At 32.5% G+C, this 17,369-nt stretch carries 13 protein-coding genes and 3 pseudogenes; 9 read left to right on the top strand and 7 right to left on the bottom strand.

From position 1 onward, the window contains the following. Positions 1-46: 46 nt before the first annotated feature. Positions 47-499: a DinB family protein gene (locus tag ACX5JI_RS06205; protein ID WP_459500189.1), complete on the bottom strand. Its 453-nt coding sequence runs from the start codon at positions 497-499 to the stop codon at positions 47-49. A 35-nt stretch (positions 500-534) separates the two neighbouring features. Beyond that, positions 535-1,053 (bottom strand): GNAT family N-acetyltransferase, encoded by a 519-nt coding sequence (locus ACX5JI_RS06210; protein WP_459500190.1) that lies wholly within the window; start codon positions 1,051-1,053, stop codon positions 535-537. A gap of 233 nt (positions 1,054-1,286) precedes the next feature. Between ACX5JI_RS06210 and ACX5JI_RS06215 the strand changes: the two genes are divergently transcribed. Further along, positions 1,287-2,672 carry an FAD-binding oxidoreductase gene (locus ACX5JI_RS06215; RefSeq protein ID WP_459500191.1) on the top strand — a complete coding sequence of 462 codons (1,386 nt, stop codon included), beginning with the start codon at positions 1,287-1,289 and terminating at the stop codon, positions 2,670-2,672. A gap of 144 nt (positions 2,673-2,816) precedes the next feature. Continuing rightward, positions 2,817-5,147, top strand: a complete 2,331-nt coding sequence (locus tag ACX5JI_RS06220; RefSeq protein WP_459500192.1) for a glycoside hydrolase — start codon at positions 2,817-2,819, stop codon at positions 5,145-5,147. A gap of 154 nt (positions 5,148-5,301) precedes the next feature. Here ACX5JI_RS06220 and ACX5JI_RS06225 read toward each other — a convergent pair whose 3' ends face one another. Both ACX5JI_RS06225 and ACX5JI_RS06230 read right to left on the bottom strand, forming a co-directional pair. Continuing rightward, a complete protein-coding gene (locus ACX5JI_RS06225; RefSeq protein ID WP_459500193.1) occupies positions 5,302-5,946 on the bottom strand; it encodes a hypothetical protein in 645 nt (214 codons plus the stop codon). A gap of 136 nt (positions 5,947-6,082) precedes the next feature. Next, positions 6,083-7,735, bottom strand: a complete 1,653-nt coding sequence (locus ACX5JI_RS06230; protein ID WP_459500194.1) for a pyridoxal phosphate-dependent decarboxylase family protein — start codon at positions 7,733-7,735, stop codon at positions 6,083-6,085. A gap of 578 nt (positions 7,736-8,313) precedes the next feature. Between ACX5JI_RS06230 and ACX5JI_RS06235 the strand changes: the two are divergent. The 4 genes and pseudogenes from ACX5JI_RS06235 (at position 8,314) to ACX5JI_RS06250 (ending at position 11,911) form a co-directional block, all read left to right on the top strand. Then, positions 8,314-8,520 (top strand): annotated as a pseudogene (locus ACX5JI_RS06235) (hypothetical protein). 43 nt (positions 8,521-8,563) lie between these two features. Continuing rightward, positions 8,564-8,896 (top strand): annotated as a pseudogene (locus ACX5JI_RS06240) (transposase); the annotation flags it as partial. Next, complete coding sequence (locus ACX5JI_RS06245) at positions 8,876-9,769, top strand: hypothetical protein (RefSeq protein ID WP_459500292.1); 894 nt, start codon at positions 8,876-8,878, stop codon at positions 9,767-9,769. The pseudogene ACX5JI_RS06240 and the gene ACX5JI_RS06245, both read left to right, overlap by 21 nt. A 243-nt stretch (positions 9,770-10,012) precedes the next feature. Further along, a complete protein-coding gene (locus tag ACX5JI_RS06250) occupies positions 10,013-11,911 on the top strand; it encodes a lectin-like domain-containing protein (RefSeq protein ID WP_459500195.1) in 1,899 nt (632 codons plus the stop codon). A gap of 375 nt (positions 11,912-12,286) precedes the next feature. Here ACX5JI_RS06250 and hfq read toward each other — a convergent pair whose 3' ends face one another. Beyond that, on the bottom strand, positions 12,287-12,475 hold the full coding sequence (hfq, locus tag ACX5JI_RS06255) for an RNA chaperone Hfq (RefSeq protein WP_459500196.1): 189 nt from the start codon (positions 12,473-12,475) through the stop codon (positions 12,287-12,289). A gap of 203 nt (positions 12,476-12,678) precedes the next feature. Next, a pseudogene (locus ACX5JI_RS06260) lies at positions 12,679-13,022 on the bottom strand (Rpn family recombination-promoting nuclease/putative transposase); the annotation flags it as partial. 167 nt (positions 13,023-13,189) lie between these two features. Here ACX5JI_RS06260 and ACX5JI_RS06265 point away from each other — a divergent pair. Continuing rightward, the gene (locus tag ACX5JI_RS06265; RefSeq protein WP_459500197.1) at positions 13,190-13,411 is read left to right on the top strand and encodes an SEC-C metal-binding domain-containing protein; all 222 of its coding nucleotides are present in this window, start codon (positions 13,190-13,192) and stop codon (positions 13,409-13,411) included. A 1,007-nt stretch (positions 13,412-14,418) separates the two neighbouring features. Here ACX5JI_RS06265 and ACX5JI_RS06270 read toward each other — a convergent pair. Beyond that, a complete protein-coding gene (locus ACX5JI_RS06270; protein ID WP_459500198.1) occupies positions 14,419-14,871 on the bottom strand; it encodes a hypothetical protein in 453 nt (150 codons plus the stop codon). 692 nt (positions 14,872-15,563) lie between these two features. On the opposite strand from ACX5JI_RS06270, the gene ACX5JI_RS06275 reads away from it, so the two are divergent. Next, a complete protein-coding gene (locus ACX5JI_RS06275; protein WP_459500199.1) occupies positions 15,564-16,490 on the top strand; it encodes a DUF2268 domain-containing putative Zn-dependent protease in 927 nt (308 codons plus the stop codon). Then, positions 16,465-17,232 carry a MerR family transcriptional regulator gene (locus ACX5JI_RS06280; RefSeq protein WP_459500200.1) on the top strand — a complete coding sequence of 256 codons (768 nt, stop codon included), beginning with the start codon at positions 16,465-16,467 and terminating at the stop codon, positions 17,230-17,232. Before ACX5JI_RS06275 ends, ACX5JI_RS06280 begins: the two co-directional genes overlap by 26 nt. The last annotated feature ends 137 nt before the right edge of the window (positions 17,233-17,369 follow it).

Raw genomic sequence — 17,369 nt, forward strand, 5'->3', positions numbered from 1 at the left:
TTAGTAATAAAAAATAAGGAGGAGAGCGGAACGTGGGCTTTCTTCCTTATTTTTTGTGTTTTGTGAATATTTGATCAAGGTGATGGTTCATATGATCAATATAATCGATAACAAGCCATTCTAACGTTACTTCTTGTTTGTCTTCTAACTTACATGTAAGCTGCCACTGTTCATTTTTTACGTTGTTTAGTAATTTTATAATTTGTGTGTTAAGTGCTTCCCATAGCTTTATTATTTCGTTTGTTGAAAATGAGTGTTGATAATTATGTGCATACACCCACAAATCCTGGTCATAGCCAGAAAGTATAATAGATTCTTTTGAAGTGAGAATATTAACAAAGCGGTTATGATTTACTGTGCCGGAATCGCAAAGGTGGCCTAATATTTCTTTTTTAGACCATTTTGCCGGACTAAGTTTTATGTCCATATCAGAAAGAAGTATCATTTTTTGAGAAGCAGTTTGAATTGTTTGTTCTAATTTGGTTGCTAATGTAGACATGTAGATTCCTCCTGTTTCCTTAATATATTAGATGTTTACAGCTCAATCCAATATCTTCTTACAACATTACCACCGTCTTCGATAAAATCGTTATCACGTAGACCGCCGTTATGTAAAATTGTTTTTTCGGAAGCGGTATTTTTTTCATCGCAAACGACAAGCACTTTTATCACACCAAATTCTTTTATTTTTTCTAATGCTAAAGCTAATAATTTTGTAGCATATCCTTTCTGTCTCGCGGTAGGGCGAATGCCATAGCCGATATGTCCACCAGCATGAAATAAATGCTCCGTTAAACGGTGTCGAATATTTACAGCACCAACAATTTCGTTATCTTCCGTCACAAGCCAATAAGTAGAGTCGGGTACCCAGCCTTCAGGGAGATTTTTGCCTTCTGCTGCATCCAGTAGGTCCTGAACCATGTCTGGGAAATTTGAAGGGTCTTTTGCAATAACCCAAGGAATCAATGTTTCACCACTATTTTTCCATTCTTGGTAGAATTCTAGATATTCTGTTTGTAAATTCAGTGTAGGGTTTACTAAATGAACGTTCATTATGAATAGGCCCCTTTCAGTTGTAATATTTATAATATTAACACAATGAAAAGGAAAGAGAAATCTTTGAAAGTATATGATTCGAAGTTAAATAAAATAGCATGCTTTTGATAGTTGTTTGAATTATTTTGTTTTTCGGATTATTATATAAAAAATAGTTCATCAGATAAACCGTTATAAAAAGAGCTTAAATTGTATATGAAATTTGGAACAGAATGGTGGGAGAGAATAAAATGAAAGTCGAAACTGTAAAATTAATACATTCCTTAAAAGAGATACTTCTTGAGTCGCAAGTAGTAGTAAATGAAACGGTAAGAGAGTTACACAGTAGGGATGAATCTTATCATCATAGCAGTCTACCTGATGTTGTTGTATTTCCAACAACGACAAAAGAGGTCAGTGAAATAATGAAACTGGCAAACAAGTACCAAGTACCAGTTGTTCCATTTGGAGTAGGGTCAAGTTTGGAGGGGCATGTCATTCCATATGAAAACGGGATTACAATAGATTTCTCATTTATGAATAAAGTGTTAGAAGTAAGAGAAAAAGATTTTCTCGTTAAAGTGCAGCCTGGAGTAACGCGTTCACAGCTTAATAAAGAATTAAAAAAGTATGGATTATTTTTTAGTGTAGATCCAGGAGCAGACGCTACATTAGGGGGGATGGCTGCTACGAATGCAAGCGGAACGACTTCCGTAAAGTATGGTGTGATGCGTGATCAAGTTCGGGATTTAGAAGTAGTACTTGCAGATGGAACAATTATACATACAGGGACTTTAGCTGCAAAGTCATCCTCTGGCTATCATTTAAACGGTATTTTTGTGGGATCGGAAGGAACGCTTGGTTGCTTTACGGAATTAACAGTAAGAGTATACGGGATACCAGAGTATACGATGGCCGCAAGAGCATCTTTTCCGTCAGTAAATAACGCGGTAGAAGCTGTAATTGCTATTTTACAAGCTGGTATTCCCATTGCGAGAATTGAGCTTGTTGATGAACTTTCAATGAAGCAAGTTAACAAATACAGTGAAACGAATTACAGGGAAGAACCAACATTGTTTTTAGAGTTTCATGGGAATGAAGCAGGACTAAAACAAGATGTTGCATTTACAAAAGAGATTGCCGAGGATTACAAATGTAAAAATATTGAATTTGAAACAGAAACAGCAGCAAGAAATAAATTATGGGAAGCAAGACATAATTTAGCATATGCTTATGTCCACAGCCAACCAGGGAAAAAATTGATGAGTATGGATGTCTGTGTACCAATTTCAGAGTTAGCAAATGCAATACAGTATGCAAAAGAGATTTTAGACGCTATGGGAATTGTTGGGGGAATCCTCGGACATGTCGGTGATGGGAACTTTCACGTTCTATTAATGGTGGACCCAAATGATAAAGAGGACGTGCATCAAACAGAAGCGGCAAATGAAAAAATTGTGATGTACGCTCTTGAGCGCGGCGGCACGTGTACAGGTGAACACGGCGTTGGGATTGGTAAACGGAAATATCAAGAAAAAGAGCACGGAGCAGCACTTCTTGTGATGAAAAATATAAAACAAACTCTTGATCCGAAAAATATTTTGAATCCAAGTAAGATTTTTCAAATTAAGGAATAAGGAAGGATCTTCATATCCATCGACTTAAGAAGTTTTAATGGGGCACGGCAAGAATTCGTTCTTTTTTGAGCCACTCACCATTTTGTCACATTCCTGTCACAATGTATTTGTATCATAGAAATAAAAATAAGGAGGTTTATAAATATGAATAAAAAAATGAAAAAGCTAGTTATTCCGATCTTGATGAGTTCAATATGTCTTACATTGCCATCCTTGAGTTATGCGCAACAAAAGGATTTTACAACAAAGGGACAAAACGTGGTTTCTCAATACAAAAAGTTCACTTTTGATGTGAATCCTGAAACGGGTGAAATTTTTGTGGAAAAAGATGGTGTAAGAGAAAGTGCTTCCTTACCACTACCGAAGAAAAAAATAACAAATCTAATAAAAAAAGATGATTGTATATCATGGAGTTATCCAGATGACCAAATAGATGTGAAGATTGAAAAGAAAGAGTCTTATTTAAATATTAAGTTAAAATCTACTAAGTCTGAAGGAGCTAATGAATTTACATGGCCTAAAGTAAGTGCGGACAGCTATACGTTACCATTATGGGAAGGAAAAAATATACCTAGCAATGACCCAAGCTGGAAAGAATATTTAAAAGATAAAGACATGTCATTCATAGAAAGTTTTTCTATGAGATTCTTTGCATTGAATAAATCTAAATATTCCATTATGTATATAGCTGACAATATGTATAATGATAATATTCATTTCGCTGCTGATTCCGATATACAGTTTAGTTTTACACATCAATATCCTTCTATTAATAAGAATAAAGAATATGGATTCAGATTATATCTAACTGATAAAAACCCTGTCTCGATGGCAAATATTTATAAAAATTATATAAAAGAACAGGGAGAATTTAAGACACTAGAAGAAAAAGCAAAAACAAATCCGAACATTAAAAAATTATATGGTGCTCCTCATATTTATTTTTGGGACCACAGTGGGATTTCAGTAGAAAATATCAAGTGGGATAAATTTATACAAAAAATGGATGAGCCATTTACAAATTGGATTGCACAGTTGTTACGAGAAAATACGGAAGATGGCTCAAAAGATTTTGAAACTGTTATGCAAGATATAAAGAATCAAAAAGCTATCGATAAAAGCCAGCAAAAAGTAATAGTTAATGCGATAAATCAGGTATTAAAATTAGAACAACTTTATAATAAAGATATTTTTAATAATCCGGATGCTGGAATAAATGAATTATTGAAAAAAGGAATCCAAAACTTAAGTGAACAAGAACTATATACACTGAACAAAGGATTAATTAAGAGTAAGTTAACAGAGGCAGTGGATGAAGTAAGTAGATGGGAACAGAAAGAAACAACAGATGTTTTAGTTGATATGAAGAAATCGAATGTTAAAAAAGCATGGATAGGTTTACCTAATTGGGCTAATGGATTAATGAATCCCAAAATGGTAGAAGAAGCAAATAGAATGGGGTATTTAATCGGCCCTTATGATTCATATCACTCGATTCATGAAGTGGGAAATAGAGATTGGAATACTGCTTCTTTTAAAGATAAAACTTTATATGAAAATGCCACAATATCGAATGAAAAAGGAAAAAAAATAGGGGGATTCTTAGGAAAAGGAAGAAAGTTAAATCCAACTTTATCCTTACCTAGTGTGCAAGAACGTGTAGGTGATATTTTACAAAATAATATACCGTTTAATTCTTGGTTTGTCGATTGTGATGCTACAGGCGAAATTTATGATGATTATTCTCCAAATCACATTACAACTCAGGAACAAGATCTAAAAGCAAGACTGCAAAGAATGAAATATATTAGCGAAGAAAAACATATGGTAGTTGGATCAGAAGGTGGAAATGACTTTGCTAGTAATATAATTGCCTTTGCGCATGGAATAGAAACGCCTGGGATTTGGCCCGACTCTGATATGAAAGATAAACAGAGCCCATATTATGTAGGCGGATATAAATCCACTTCACCAGATGGTGCTATTCCAGAAACGAATGCCAAAACCATACCAATCAAACCTATTTATAAAAATATTTATAATAATCCTGTATATTCAATTCCGTTATATAAACTTGTATATAATGATTCAATTATTACTACTCACCAATGGGCATGGGGAAGTTTTAGAATTAAGGATGAGATAGGAAATAGAATGTTATCTGAAATGTTGTATAATGTACCACCTTTATATCATATTGATAAAAATGAATGGGAGAAAAGTAAATCCATCATTACCTCTTATTTAAAAGTATGGTCTCCATTTCATGAGAAAGCCGTAACAAAACCAATGACTAATTTTGAAGTGTTGTCTGAAGATCGGCAAGTTCAAAGTACGACATTCGGAAAAAACATGAAAGTGATTGTAAATTTCTCAAACCAAGATTTTACATATAACAATGAGAATATAAAAGCAAAAACAGCTATAGTATATGATGGGAAGAAAAAGAGTATATTAGAAGTTCCTAAATACTAAGATATATGATATGGTAACTGCTGTTAAGAGTTCTGAACCAAGGAGATCTGTTCGAAGGGTTTGATTTTTTGGTTCTGGTGCAAAAACTATAAGATTTATGTACCAGAACCAAATATATTGTCGAACCTTGAACTATGTGAGTGTCTCAAAAAGTTTAAATAGCTTTAATTATTAATTGTGATTGAGGTATATATAGTAATTGAGCTGTTAAAGAAGTTTTTATGTTTATAAAAGGATACGTTTCTTTATAAGGGAAATTACTATATACTATTTCGTTAATTTCAAAAGGTGTATGTTTTCTTTTAAGAATTTGCTGAGAAACTTTATTTGTACAAGCAGCAATTAAATCAAAATTTCTCTTAGCTATTTCTTGCATTGCGTTTGAAATAAGAGCAGTGACTACTCCGTTTCCCATCCTATCTGGGTGGCAAGCTCCCATATCTAGGTAGACCAATTTTTCTTTATCCAGACGGGAGAATTCTATCGAATCTGTTTCTAATGCATCTAGTAGTTGGAAAATTGGATCCATCTGAGGACATATTCGGATTGCTCTTTCTTTATCTATTAGTGGCTGAGTTACTTTCCTTACTAAAAGAACGCCTATCATTTGAAAATTTTCCATTGCTACAAATGACATGGATTGCGAAACAGCTTGCTTTATCATTTCTTCACACATTTTGTGAAAAGGAGTAAAAGGAATTTGCAAACCGCTCACAAGAGGTTCACTATTCACAAAAGAATGTGCGATCAAGCTAGCTGCATCTTTGACATGGTGTGTCTTTAAGATTTCTATGTTCATATATTTGTCCTCTTTTCATAATAGATAGTAAATAAAAAGTAAGTTTAAATTAAGAATCTATGCAAAGCTATTAGCGATATTACTTGAAGAAAAACAAAGTCAAATTTAGATATTAAATCGATAACAAATGAGATTATTAAGCATATGAATAGAATTGATTAGTAGCAATAAAAACATGTTTTTTAAGAAATGCGACAATCTCATCTAAACATTCAACTGTTGTATATGGTGAGATAGAAAAGAACTTAATGGTAGAAATCGGTATCCTCTCACTTCCATTTATTACATTCATTAAACAAGAACGAGTTGTATCACCTAAAAATATTTGATCTCGATTCTTTCCTAGGTGATTAAATATTTCCATATTCAACTTATTTGTGTCCTCAATATCTTCTTGCGTTCTTGTGCCTGTTTTTTCTTTTTTCCAATTCTCTTGACCATTTCCATTCATATAGAAACGAAATGTTGTAATTGGACCATACGTAAAATCATTCGTTACTGCTACTTGAGGGAGAGCCTTGCTCAACTTCTCTCTAAATAACAGATTTACACGTACATAATTTGCTAATAATGTTTGGAAACCTTCGATTCCAAATGCTAATAAATTTATATACATTGGAATAGCGCTACCAGAACGTGAACACTCTAATGTATAGCCTGTATGATAACTACCATACGATCTGTTACCGAGATAAGGTGTGTCATTTTGTTCCACGTCCATAATTTGCAGATCGGTATGATTTTTAATAATCCAAATACTTGAAGCATAAGGTGTTTGTCCTAGTTTATGAAAATCAAAGCATACGCTATCTGCAAGATGCATGTGCTGTATTTTTTCTTGTATTTGTTGTAATGCATCTTTCACAGTAGGCTCAAATAAGAGTGGATTCTGTTCAAATTCATAATTATTAAAGAAACTATAGAATCCTCCCATTGCAGAATCAGCGTGAATATAAATAGGGTTTAACTTATATTCATCTTGTATTAGTTCAGAAATCTCTTTGATTTTCTTGATATTATCAATTGCAAATGTATCTGTTGCTCCCATAGTAGCTAGAATATAAAGGGGGATACCTCCATTTTCAATAACTTCTATTATTTTATTTTCTAAATCTTCTATATCCATAGAATTTGTATAAGGATCCGCTTTCACTTTAATTAGGTGATTGGTACCAATGCCTGTTGCCTCAGCAGATTTTAATAAACTATAATGCGCATTTTCAGAAGCAAAACAATATACATTTTGAGGAACCCCTTGTTCCTTTGCAAGCGGAAATTGTTTAGAAATAGCTAAGCGTAAGCTCGAAAATACACATCCTTGTCCACCCCATGTTGTATAACCACCGCTATTATGTGGATTATAGCCAATCAGTTTCGAAAGCATAGATACAACTTTTACTTCCGCTTCTGTTGCTGCAGGGCCATATACATCCCAAACACCATTACCATTCAAAAGTGTCATAGTAATGGTACCTAATAATGATGGAATACTTGGAAGTGGTACAGCATTAGACAAATAATATTTATTTGGATAAGGATGTCCATTCATAAACTGGTTTAGTTCTTCAATAACATCAGGCATAGTAATTCCTATTTTGGGTATATGACTTTTGTGAATTAAGTCATTGTAGTATTCTTTTGATTTCTCCTCAATATGTCCTAAAGTTACTTGGTTTTCATTTTTTAAATGCCCAAGATTTTCAACTATTTTCTGTATAGATTCTAAAAATAGTTTTTGTTTTTTCTTATTTCCATCATCACTTGGAAATAAATTTAAAATATCGTTCATATATGTACCTCTCCTTATAAAGATCTGTTTTTTATTTCATCTCATTAAATATATAGACTAAATAATTTTCGTTTAACCTTTCAATTGTTTATCGCTAAGGATATTCCGACCAAAAAATGGAATTACATAGAAGATTATATTTTTTATGGAATTTAAAGTAAAGGTAGATTTATGTATTTTATGTAAAAATATGTAATTAATAGATAGGATAATAAAGTTAATAAAACAACGTTAGTGTCTGAATTTATTGGATTTAATAAGTGTCTATATCGTTTTCACTAAATTTTAAAATAATTAAAAATAAATTCTCCATTAACAAATGATATGGTAACTACTGTTAAAATTTATGAACCCAGGAGATCCTTTCAAAGGGTTTCATGATTACCGTTTAGAAAAAGGTAATTAGATACAACATGAACTTCATTTTATCTTGTTAGGAGGTTCATATAGATTTTTGAAGAAATAAGAGGAGGATGGACAAATTTCCAGAAGATATTGCATATATTTGGTTATGTATTGGTATTTATCCTTCGTACGAGTGTACAGAGCGATTTCAAAAGAAGAGAAGTGAGGGCACCATGATACATCGGTATGAAATTGATTTTTCAGTGATGTATGGTGGCAAGGAAAGAGAATTACAATCGGCAATCATTCCAGCACGTTCTTTAGAAGAGGCAAACTAGAAATTGCAATCAGAAGTCAAGCGATGGTTTGGGAAATGTCACGTGAGAATTGATACGGCCAATTTATGTGTTTCAAAGGATGGCAGATATATGATTGTGTGAAAAAGTCTTGTTTATACAACAAGGCTTTTTCTAGGTAGAATGTTTCTTACGGTTATTACAAAAGCAATTGTTATCTACGATGCCTCTTCCTTCTTCTTTTTCAGCATACTTTCGTCGTATTCTAGATGCTACCACGTTGCAAGTCTCGGATCAACTTGCAGCGTCCTATCCTGGATCCGGAGGAAGTGGGAAGGCTTCTGGTGTAAAAATACAACTAGAATATGATTTGCTAAGTGGACAGTTTTTACATGTTGAAGTGGGACCTGGCAAACAAAATGATGTGAATTATGGAAAAGAAGTTCAACATACCGTTGACTTACAAGACCTATGTATACGAGATTTAGGTTATTTTAGTTTGATTGATTTAGATGCGATTTCCTTAATTAGCTCGTTAGTTGGAGAAACTCATAAGGGATTAGATGTATTACGAGGTAATACCTATCCTGACAAATCAAAACCACCGTTGGCATTTGATAAACCAACCCATTTTGGTGATTCTATGTTTTTAGATCAAGGTAATGTAAGTCGTCTCCAAAAGAATGATATGTTAAAATTAGAAACCAACGGAATAGAGTCAAAGGTAGTATTGATTGATACACAAGGACAAGATTACGAAAGTAACATAGAATGGACAAATGTCATATCTAAAATTAAAGCCAATACAGCAGAAATTGTCTTTACTGCAGCAACAGGAGAGGTCACTAAACGTAACGTCGCAGCACGTGGAACTACACCTGTAGAGAAGACTGTACCAGAAATGACATTTAAAGAGGCATTAAAAATAAGTCATGGGGCTGTCGAAAAAAATGGCAAACTGTATATAGGTGACAACGAAGTATCCAAAGATATAACGAATCTAATTGTAGATCAATCAACGGAAAGAGAAATGACGAATCAAGGCGTTAATTCGATCTTTGATGTCAAACTAAAATCTGGTATGCATTTTGAAATGCACTCAAAACTCGGTATCCATCTATTTAGTCACTGGGGAATCGATGGAAACTATATATATAGTGTTTCTTTTTCCAATATCTCAATTCCTAAAGTTCGTTATCAACTAGAAGTAAATGGTAAATTATCGGATATACGATCTGATGCCTTATATGACTACGAGGGGAAACGAAGTATATCATTTCATTATTTTAATTATTCTAACGGTATTCCGGAAACTAGTAATATAAAAGTATATGCTGTAGATGAAAAGAATAATAATTTAAAAGTTAAAATTGCAGAATATAAGCCAAATTAATTTTTATTTCTGGTACAAAGATAGCTTTTCTAATTTGAATTTATAAAAGAAGAATCTATGTTGGGTTCTTCTTTTTATTTTGTTTAAAAAGGTATAGGTTTAGACACAAATTAACTGATTCTCTGTACATTAAATTTAGCAATTATATTTCTCAACTTAACTGACAAGATTTTGCTTCTTGTTAGTTACATAAAATGGTATTTTAAGTATGCTGTTAAATATTTTTAAAGGGGGATACGTAATTTGAATTCTAAATCTATCATCGAAAAAGAGGTACAAGAGAATCAATATATTGATATTCGTAACATATGTAGCATAAATGGTGCTGCTAAATTTGATCCTAATACTAACATTACAACCTTAACAGAAGCTATAAATACTCAAGCAGGTGCGATTGCTGGAAAAACTGCCTTAGATATGAGACGTGATTTTACTCTCGTAGCAGATATATACTTAGGATCTAACGGCAGTGGGGCTGATGGTATTGCTATAGCATTTCATAGAGGATCAATTGGATTTATTGGTACCATGGGCGGAGGCTTAGGGATTCTAGGAGCACCAAACGGGATAGGATTTGAAATAGATACGTATTGGAAAGCATCTTCAGATGAAACAGGGGATTCATTTGGGCATGGTCAAATGAATGGACCACATGCAGGTTTTGTGAGTACAAATCGAAATGCAAGCTATTTAACAGCTTTAGCTCCTATGCAAAGAATAGCTCCACCTAATGGTCAATGGAGGTTGTTAACTATTAAGTGGGATGCGCGTAACAACAAACTAACAGCAAGTCTTCAAGAGAAGAACAATGATGCCTCTACTAGATCTGCTACACCAAGATATCAAACATGGGAGTTATTAAATCCTGCATTTGATTTAAATCAGAAATATACTTTTGTTATTGGCTCAGCTACAGGGGCTGCTAATAACAAACATCAGATCGGAGTTACTTTATTTGAAGCATATTTTACAAAACCAACTATAGAGGCAAACCCTGTTGATATTGAACTAGGTACAGCGTTTGATCCATTAAACTATGAGCCAATTGGACTCAAGGCAACAGATGAAGTGGATGGAGATATAACAGACAAAATTACAGTAGAATTTAATGATGTAGATACTTCCAAACCAGGTGCATACCGTGTAACATATAAAGTAGAAAATAGTTATGGAGAAAGTGATGAGAAAACAATAGGAGTCGTAGTATATACGAAACCAACTATAGTGGCACATGATGTCAATATTAAAAAGGATACGGCATTTGATCCATTAAACTATGAACCAATTGGACTCAAAGCAACAGATCCAATTGATGGAGATATTACAGATAAAATTACGGTAGAATCTAATAACGTAGATACATCCAAACCAGGTGTATACCGTGTAACATATAGAGTAGTAAATAGTTATGAAGAATTTGATGTGAAACCAATAGAAGTCGTAGTATATACGAAACCAACTATAACTGCGCATGATGTTAGGATTAAAAAGGATACGGCATTTGATCCGTTAAACTATGAACCAATTAGACTCCAAGCAACAGATCCAATTGATGGAGATATTACAGATAAAATTACGGTAGAATCTAATAACGTAGATACCTCCAAACCAGGTGCGTATAGTGTAACATATATAGTAGTAAATAGTTATGGAGAACTTCACGATAAAACAATAGCCGTCACGGTACCTGTTATTGATGATGGATGGGAGAATGGCGATCCGACAGGATGGAAATTCTTCTCTGGTGAAACTATTACTCTAGAAGAAGATGAAGAGAATGCCCTTAATGGAAAATGGGTATTTTATGCTGATAAACATGTAGCAATATACAAACAAGTAGAGTTGAAGAATAATACCCCTTATCAAATTACAGTATATGTTAAACCAGAAGATGAAGGAACTGTGGCACACCATATTGTTAAAGTATCTTTCAAATCGGATTCTGCTGGTCAAGAAAGTGAAGAGATTCTAAATGAAAGATTAATTGATGCAGAACAGATACAAAAAGGATACAGAAAGTTAACAAGTATTCCATTTACACCAACAACAATTGTTCCCAACAAAAAACCAGTGATAATTGTTGAAAACTTTTTACCAGGATGGATAGGTGGAGTTAGAATCATTGTAGAGCCTACAAAGTAAGACTTGTAAACCAGCTTCTAATAAATGTATTTAAAAAAGAAGAAACACAGAGATTTTTAGCTCTGTGTTTCTTCCAGTTTACGCTGATTGATTGTTCGATAAAGAAAACCTTTTAAATAGAGGCGAATGAGATGACTTTTACGAATGCTTTGTTATTAGCTGGATATGAAAAATATCTGATTCTGTTATATCCAGCATCTTCATTTTTAAATATTTGAGTAAGTTGGCGTACTACCCCATCAACATCAGGTTAGGAAATTGGTTGTTCCCCAACTGTAAATAGATAAAATTTTCGTTTTGGGGGTAATTCAAAATATTAGCTTGATGAGCATGTATGTTGACCCCTAGAAGGGCATCAATCCCTTTCCCTATGTATTATGTAGTGATGGTGGAAATGGCTGTTTTATAGATTAATTGTTGTTTGCCATTAACCATTAACAGAACGGTGAATCTGTCTATTCCAAGTATTTGACCAGAAACTCGAACACCATTTTTTAAGATGACCATTGCATTGCCTTTTTCCTTATGTAATTGTTCATAGTACATATCTTGTGTATTTTGCATGATTATTCTTATCCCCCTTTTATATCATGGTACCATATTTCATTTTAAATGATTTTTAGTGTAAGTATTTCTCCAAATAATTATCAAAAAAGCACATTTTATTGATTATATAACAAGGTTATGTCTTTGTTAGCACTTGTTTTAATTTGGACTTGCTACTTATCCCCCGTTTGTAAGAACACTGGTACTATCCCTAGTTGTGTTTAAGAGCGTAAAAATCCCTGTATATCTTCTACTCGTAATCCTGTGAATTTTGCAATATCTTCTATAGGCATTCCGTTTTTATGCATACCACGAATTAATTGTGCACGCTCAGCTAGTTTACCTTCTTTTTCGCTTGTTCATCAAATAAAATCTTTTCACGTGCTTCATACGCTATACGAAAGGAACTGTTTTGACTCATGTTTTCCCACTTGTTTATCGCCTTTTGTAGCATTGGGTCTTGTTTCATTGCAATGTCCTCCAGTGTGTGGATCAAATGTCCATCCTCATGGGCTGGCAATAATAATAACCAACGAGTGAATTCATTTTCCAAAGGATTAATTTTTCTTATAAGGCGTACTTTCTTGTTTTAACGAAAATAAATGATGGTGAAGCCATTTCTCATATTGTGAAAGAGAATGGCATAACAAGTCAAACTGTTTATAGGCTTAAATAAGCATTGTAGGACTGATACGAAGAGAAGTATTGAATTTTTAGGGTGGGGGATTAATATTGAAATTTACAAGTAGTATGAAATGTCCTTGTGACAGTGGAAAAAAGTACAAAAAATGTTGCAAACCCATAGATGATGAAGAGAAATTAATTTATCTTAGGGTTGAACAAGAACTATTGTTTAAACTAAGTATACATGTCGAACTCGATGATTTATCATTTTCATATCGTGATATTAAAATAGAAATGGATGTTAAAGAGGGGGAATTTATAGCATTCTAAACAAGGAAAGTTCCTAACGGTGTAGTGAAGACACTTTTAGAAGAACATGCAAATTTTAAATGTATGGAAAAAACTGTTGATGATGAAGTAATCATGATAATCAAAGATTTATGGTCGCCATTATCTTCAGCGATCGATGATGTAATAAATTGGATTCATCTAGCATTGTTTATCAAGCATAATGACAGTATAACAAATGCCAAAACAAATAAATTGAGCGTTGACTAAGAAACTTGGAAAAAAGGTCCTAGTGATTTAGAAGCGCACGCTTTATTTTCACAGTCTTATAATCTAACCCAAGAAAGAAAGGATTATATACAAGAGCAGCTAAATAATGAAAGATTATCTTTTATAGCTTTTAAATATTTAATAAAAGCTAAGAATGAAGATGAATTAGAAATTAAATGGATTAATGCTACGATTGCTGCTGAATTAGCTATTAAAGAATTTTATATGAAATACGACGAAAAATTCAATTGTATCCTGCAAGAAATGCCGGCACCTCCATTGTTTAAACTGTATGGAAATATATCAGGATCTATTACTGGAAGAAAATGTACTAAACTTACCTCAATACAAAAAGGTGCGGAAATAAGAAATTCATTAGTACATAGTCCAAGCGAACAAAAACTATCGATACCTCAAGTTAATCAATATATATATGATGTAGAAACGTCAATTTTTGAACTTTACCAAAATAATATCTTTCTTGAATTGTTTTCCTTTAAAATATCTCATGTACCGTGCTCCTCGAATCATTTTTCTTACATTTTAATTTCACTCAGAAAACTTTGCAACAGAACCTTTTCTTTCTTGGTTTTGTCAGATTGTTTGGATATCTGGATTTTTTAAAAATATAAAAAGACTCTCGTTGGAGAGTCTTTTTGCTTTTCTTTTAGCGACTACATACTCTATAATTAACTTTGGGGAAGGTAATGTAAGAGTATTACTTTAGCATTATCTTTTATTAAACAAACCACGAAATTAAATGATTTTGTGGTTTGTTTTTAATAAACTCTTGCACTAAAAGAAAATTGTGCCGCTGAGCCAGATACAGTGTAAAATTTAACTTTATATTTAGCGGTTTCATATACATCAAAAGTTTTTAAAATTTGAGATGCATTTCCACTGTTTTTAGAGTCATATACTTCTACAAAACTACCTGTGTTTTTATTTTGTTTATATATTCTCATTTCTACTTCAGAACCTTTTCTATTTACCCAAAAATTAACTTTATCGCCTTTATTACTATCTACAGTATAAATAGGTGATTCTTTCGTTTGAAATTCTCCAAATGACCAGGTAACCTCTGGTTGAATTTTATCTTCTAATAAGTTCATGTTATACGATGGATTTGTAGGCTCTGCTGCACTAGCTTGAGATGCTCCCATTAAACCCAATCCACTAAACCCTATAGCACCGGCTAAGGCAATCCCTGTAAACTTTTTCATTTTTTTCATCCTATAAAACCTCCCGAATTTTTTGTAAAGGTTGTCCCCTTACACCTCAAAGTCTATATTTAATAATCATAGTAGTAAATCCATAAAATAAGACAAAAAAATACATTTTTTTCATTATTTGAATAATAATCCGTTTGTCAATATTTTGTCACATGTTGAAAGTTTAAGAGATAGAGAAACTTAGAATAATATATTCTAAATTTGTATAAAAATTAGTTTTTATAATTTTCTAAATAAACTTGATAAAAGATATACCTACAAAAATAGGCATATAAATCATATTTTATATGTTTTCTAATGTATCTCATATACAATATGTGCCTCAATTAGAAGAGGACATACGATATCCTCTGGATGAATAACAATAAAGTTATTTAATTTAATGTCTACAAATATGTATAACACCGTTCGACTTTTCGAATGGTGTTCAATTAGAGTTGATTAATCCTCTACACTTTTTTAAATAACACACAGATTAATTACAATAAAGTTGTTTGAAATTCGGCTTTGGAGATATTTTTAAATACGTTCAACATCCAAACTAAGCTAAGGCAATTACAAATGTAAGTGTCCTATTAATATTTCAAAAAACACCTAATCCCATTCTCTTGCTATATTTTTAGTTCCCCCCTTGACTATAACGCTACGTCATAGTGCATAATTTTAACTATATTAAATAAGGAGTGAAAGAAATGAATATAAAATCATTACGCTCAGATAAAATATATCGAAAAATTTTACAAGCTCCAAAAGAGGAAAAGGTTGAGTTATACAGACAAGAAATGTTGTCTCCGTTTATGGGAAAATGGGAAATTCAACATGTTCCTTTTAAAGCTGAGGAGCCAAATGGTTTTGATGTTATTACATTGAATAATATAATGAGCATTTCTCCTAATCAGATTACAAATGAGATTAAACCAGAATTAGAATTGATTTCGGCTGATTCTTTTTGGTCTGAGTGTAAAGAAGCTGTTAGGAAAAGCCTTCATTTATTTAGAGAGCATGATGTGAACCTTCGTGTATCCGATTACTTATTCACGATTCTATTAGGGGATCCAAATAGTCCTTCATTAATGTTAAATGAAGGATATAGTGGTGATGGAGGTATCCCTGGCTATATTTTGTGTACACTTGTGCCAAATGAATACACAATACCTCGAATGAAAGCTGCTTTAGCACATGAATGTAATCATAATGTTCGATATCAATTTATTCAGTGGGACCGTACTGTTACTTTAGGTGAATTAATTGTTAGTGAAGGCTTAGCAGAAAACTTTGCTACTTCTATTTTTGGGGAAGATCTACTCGGTCCTTGGGTATCGAAAACAACTACGGAAATGCTTAATAGACATATTAAACCTGTGCTCAAGGAACAATTACAATTAACAGGATTTGATAAAATTGCACCGTATCTTTATGGTGACGAATTAGCAAAACTTCAAAACTATATGCCAGTCAATATGTCTTATGCTGCTGGTTATGCCTGTGGATACTATTTAATTAAATACTATTTAGAAAAAACAGGTAAAAATATCTTTGAAGCCACAATAACTCCTGCCAATCTAATATTAGATGAAATAAAAGGATTTTGGGATGAAGAAACAATTATTAACGGTTAAAGATATTGTCCAAATTACAGGCATAACAAAAAGAACCTTACAATATTACGATAAAATAAATTTATTAAAGCCAATTCACTTAACAGAAAATGGTTATCGACTCTATGATAGGGATAATTTAGCGAAACTTCAAACGATTCTGTTTTTTAAGGAAATGGACTTCTCTTTAAAGGAAATTGCGGATGTTTTGAAACTTACGAGAGAAGAACAGCAACAATTATTAAAGAAGCATTATCAAACTTTATTGTTAAAACAACAACGTTTAGAAACACTTATTACTGCGGTGGATGAGTATGTATCAGGAAAGGATATCTACAATTTAAATGTTTTTAATAATTCATCTATTTTACCATTACAAGAACAATATGCTCATGAAGCGAAATTCATCTATGGAGAAACAGAAAAATACAAAGAATTTGAGGGGAAACTGAAAAAACTTTCTCCTAGTGAAAAAGCGAACTTATTTCATGAGTTCGAACAAAAAATGGAAAGAGTATTTAGAAAAATTGCTTCCTATATTAATCAATCACCTACTTCCGATGAAGTACAGCAATTAATTGTAGAGTGGAGAAGTTATCTCGAACAATTTATTGTATGTGACTCTGAAATGTTGACATGTATTGCAAATACGTATAAATTTGATAATCGATTCAAAAATTATATAAATCAATTTAGTAATGAAGACTTAGCTGAATTTTTATATAACGCTATTATACATTATGTCAATCAACAGAAGCATTAATTTCATACTTTTATAATACAACATATAAATAAAAGATGGTGTTAATTGAAATTTCACACCATCTTTTTAAATAACTTTATTTGCTTTTAAACATCTTTATTGTTACTGCACATAATCACCTGTCAACGTAATATGTT

Source organism: Bacillus sp. C1 (assembly GCF_054570475.1).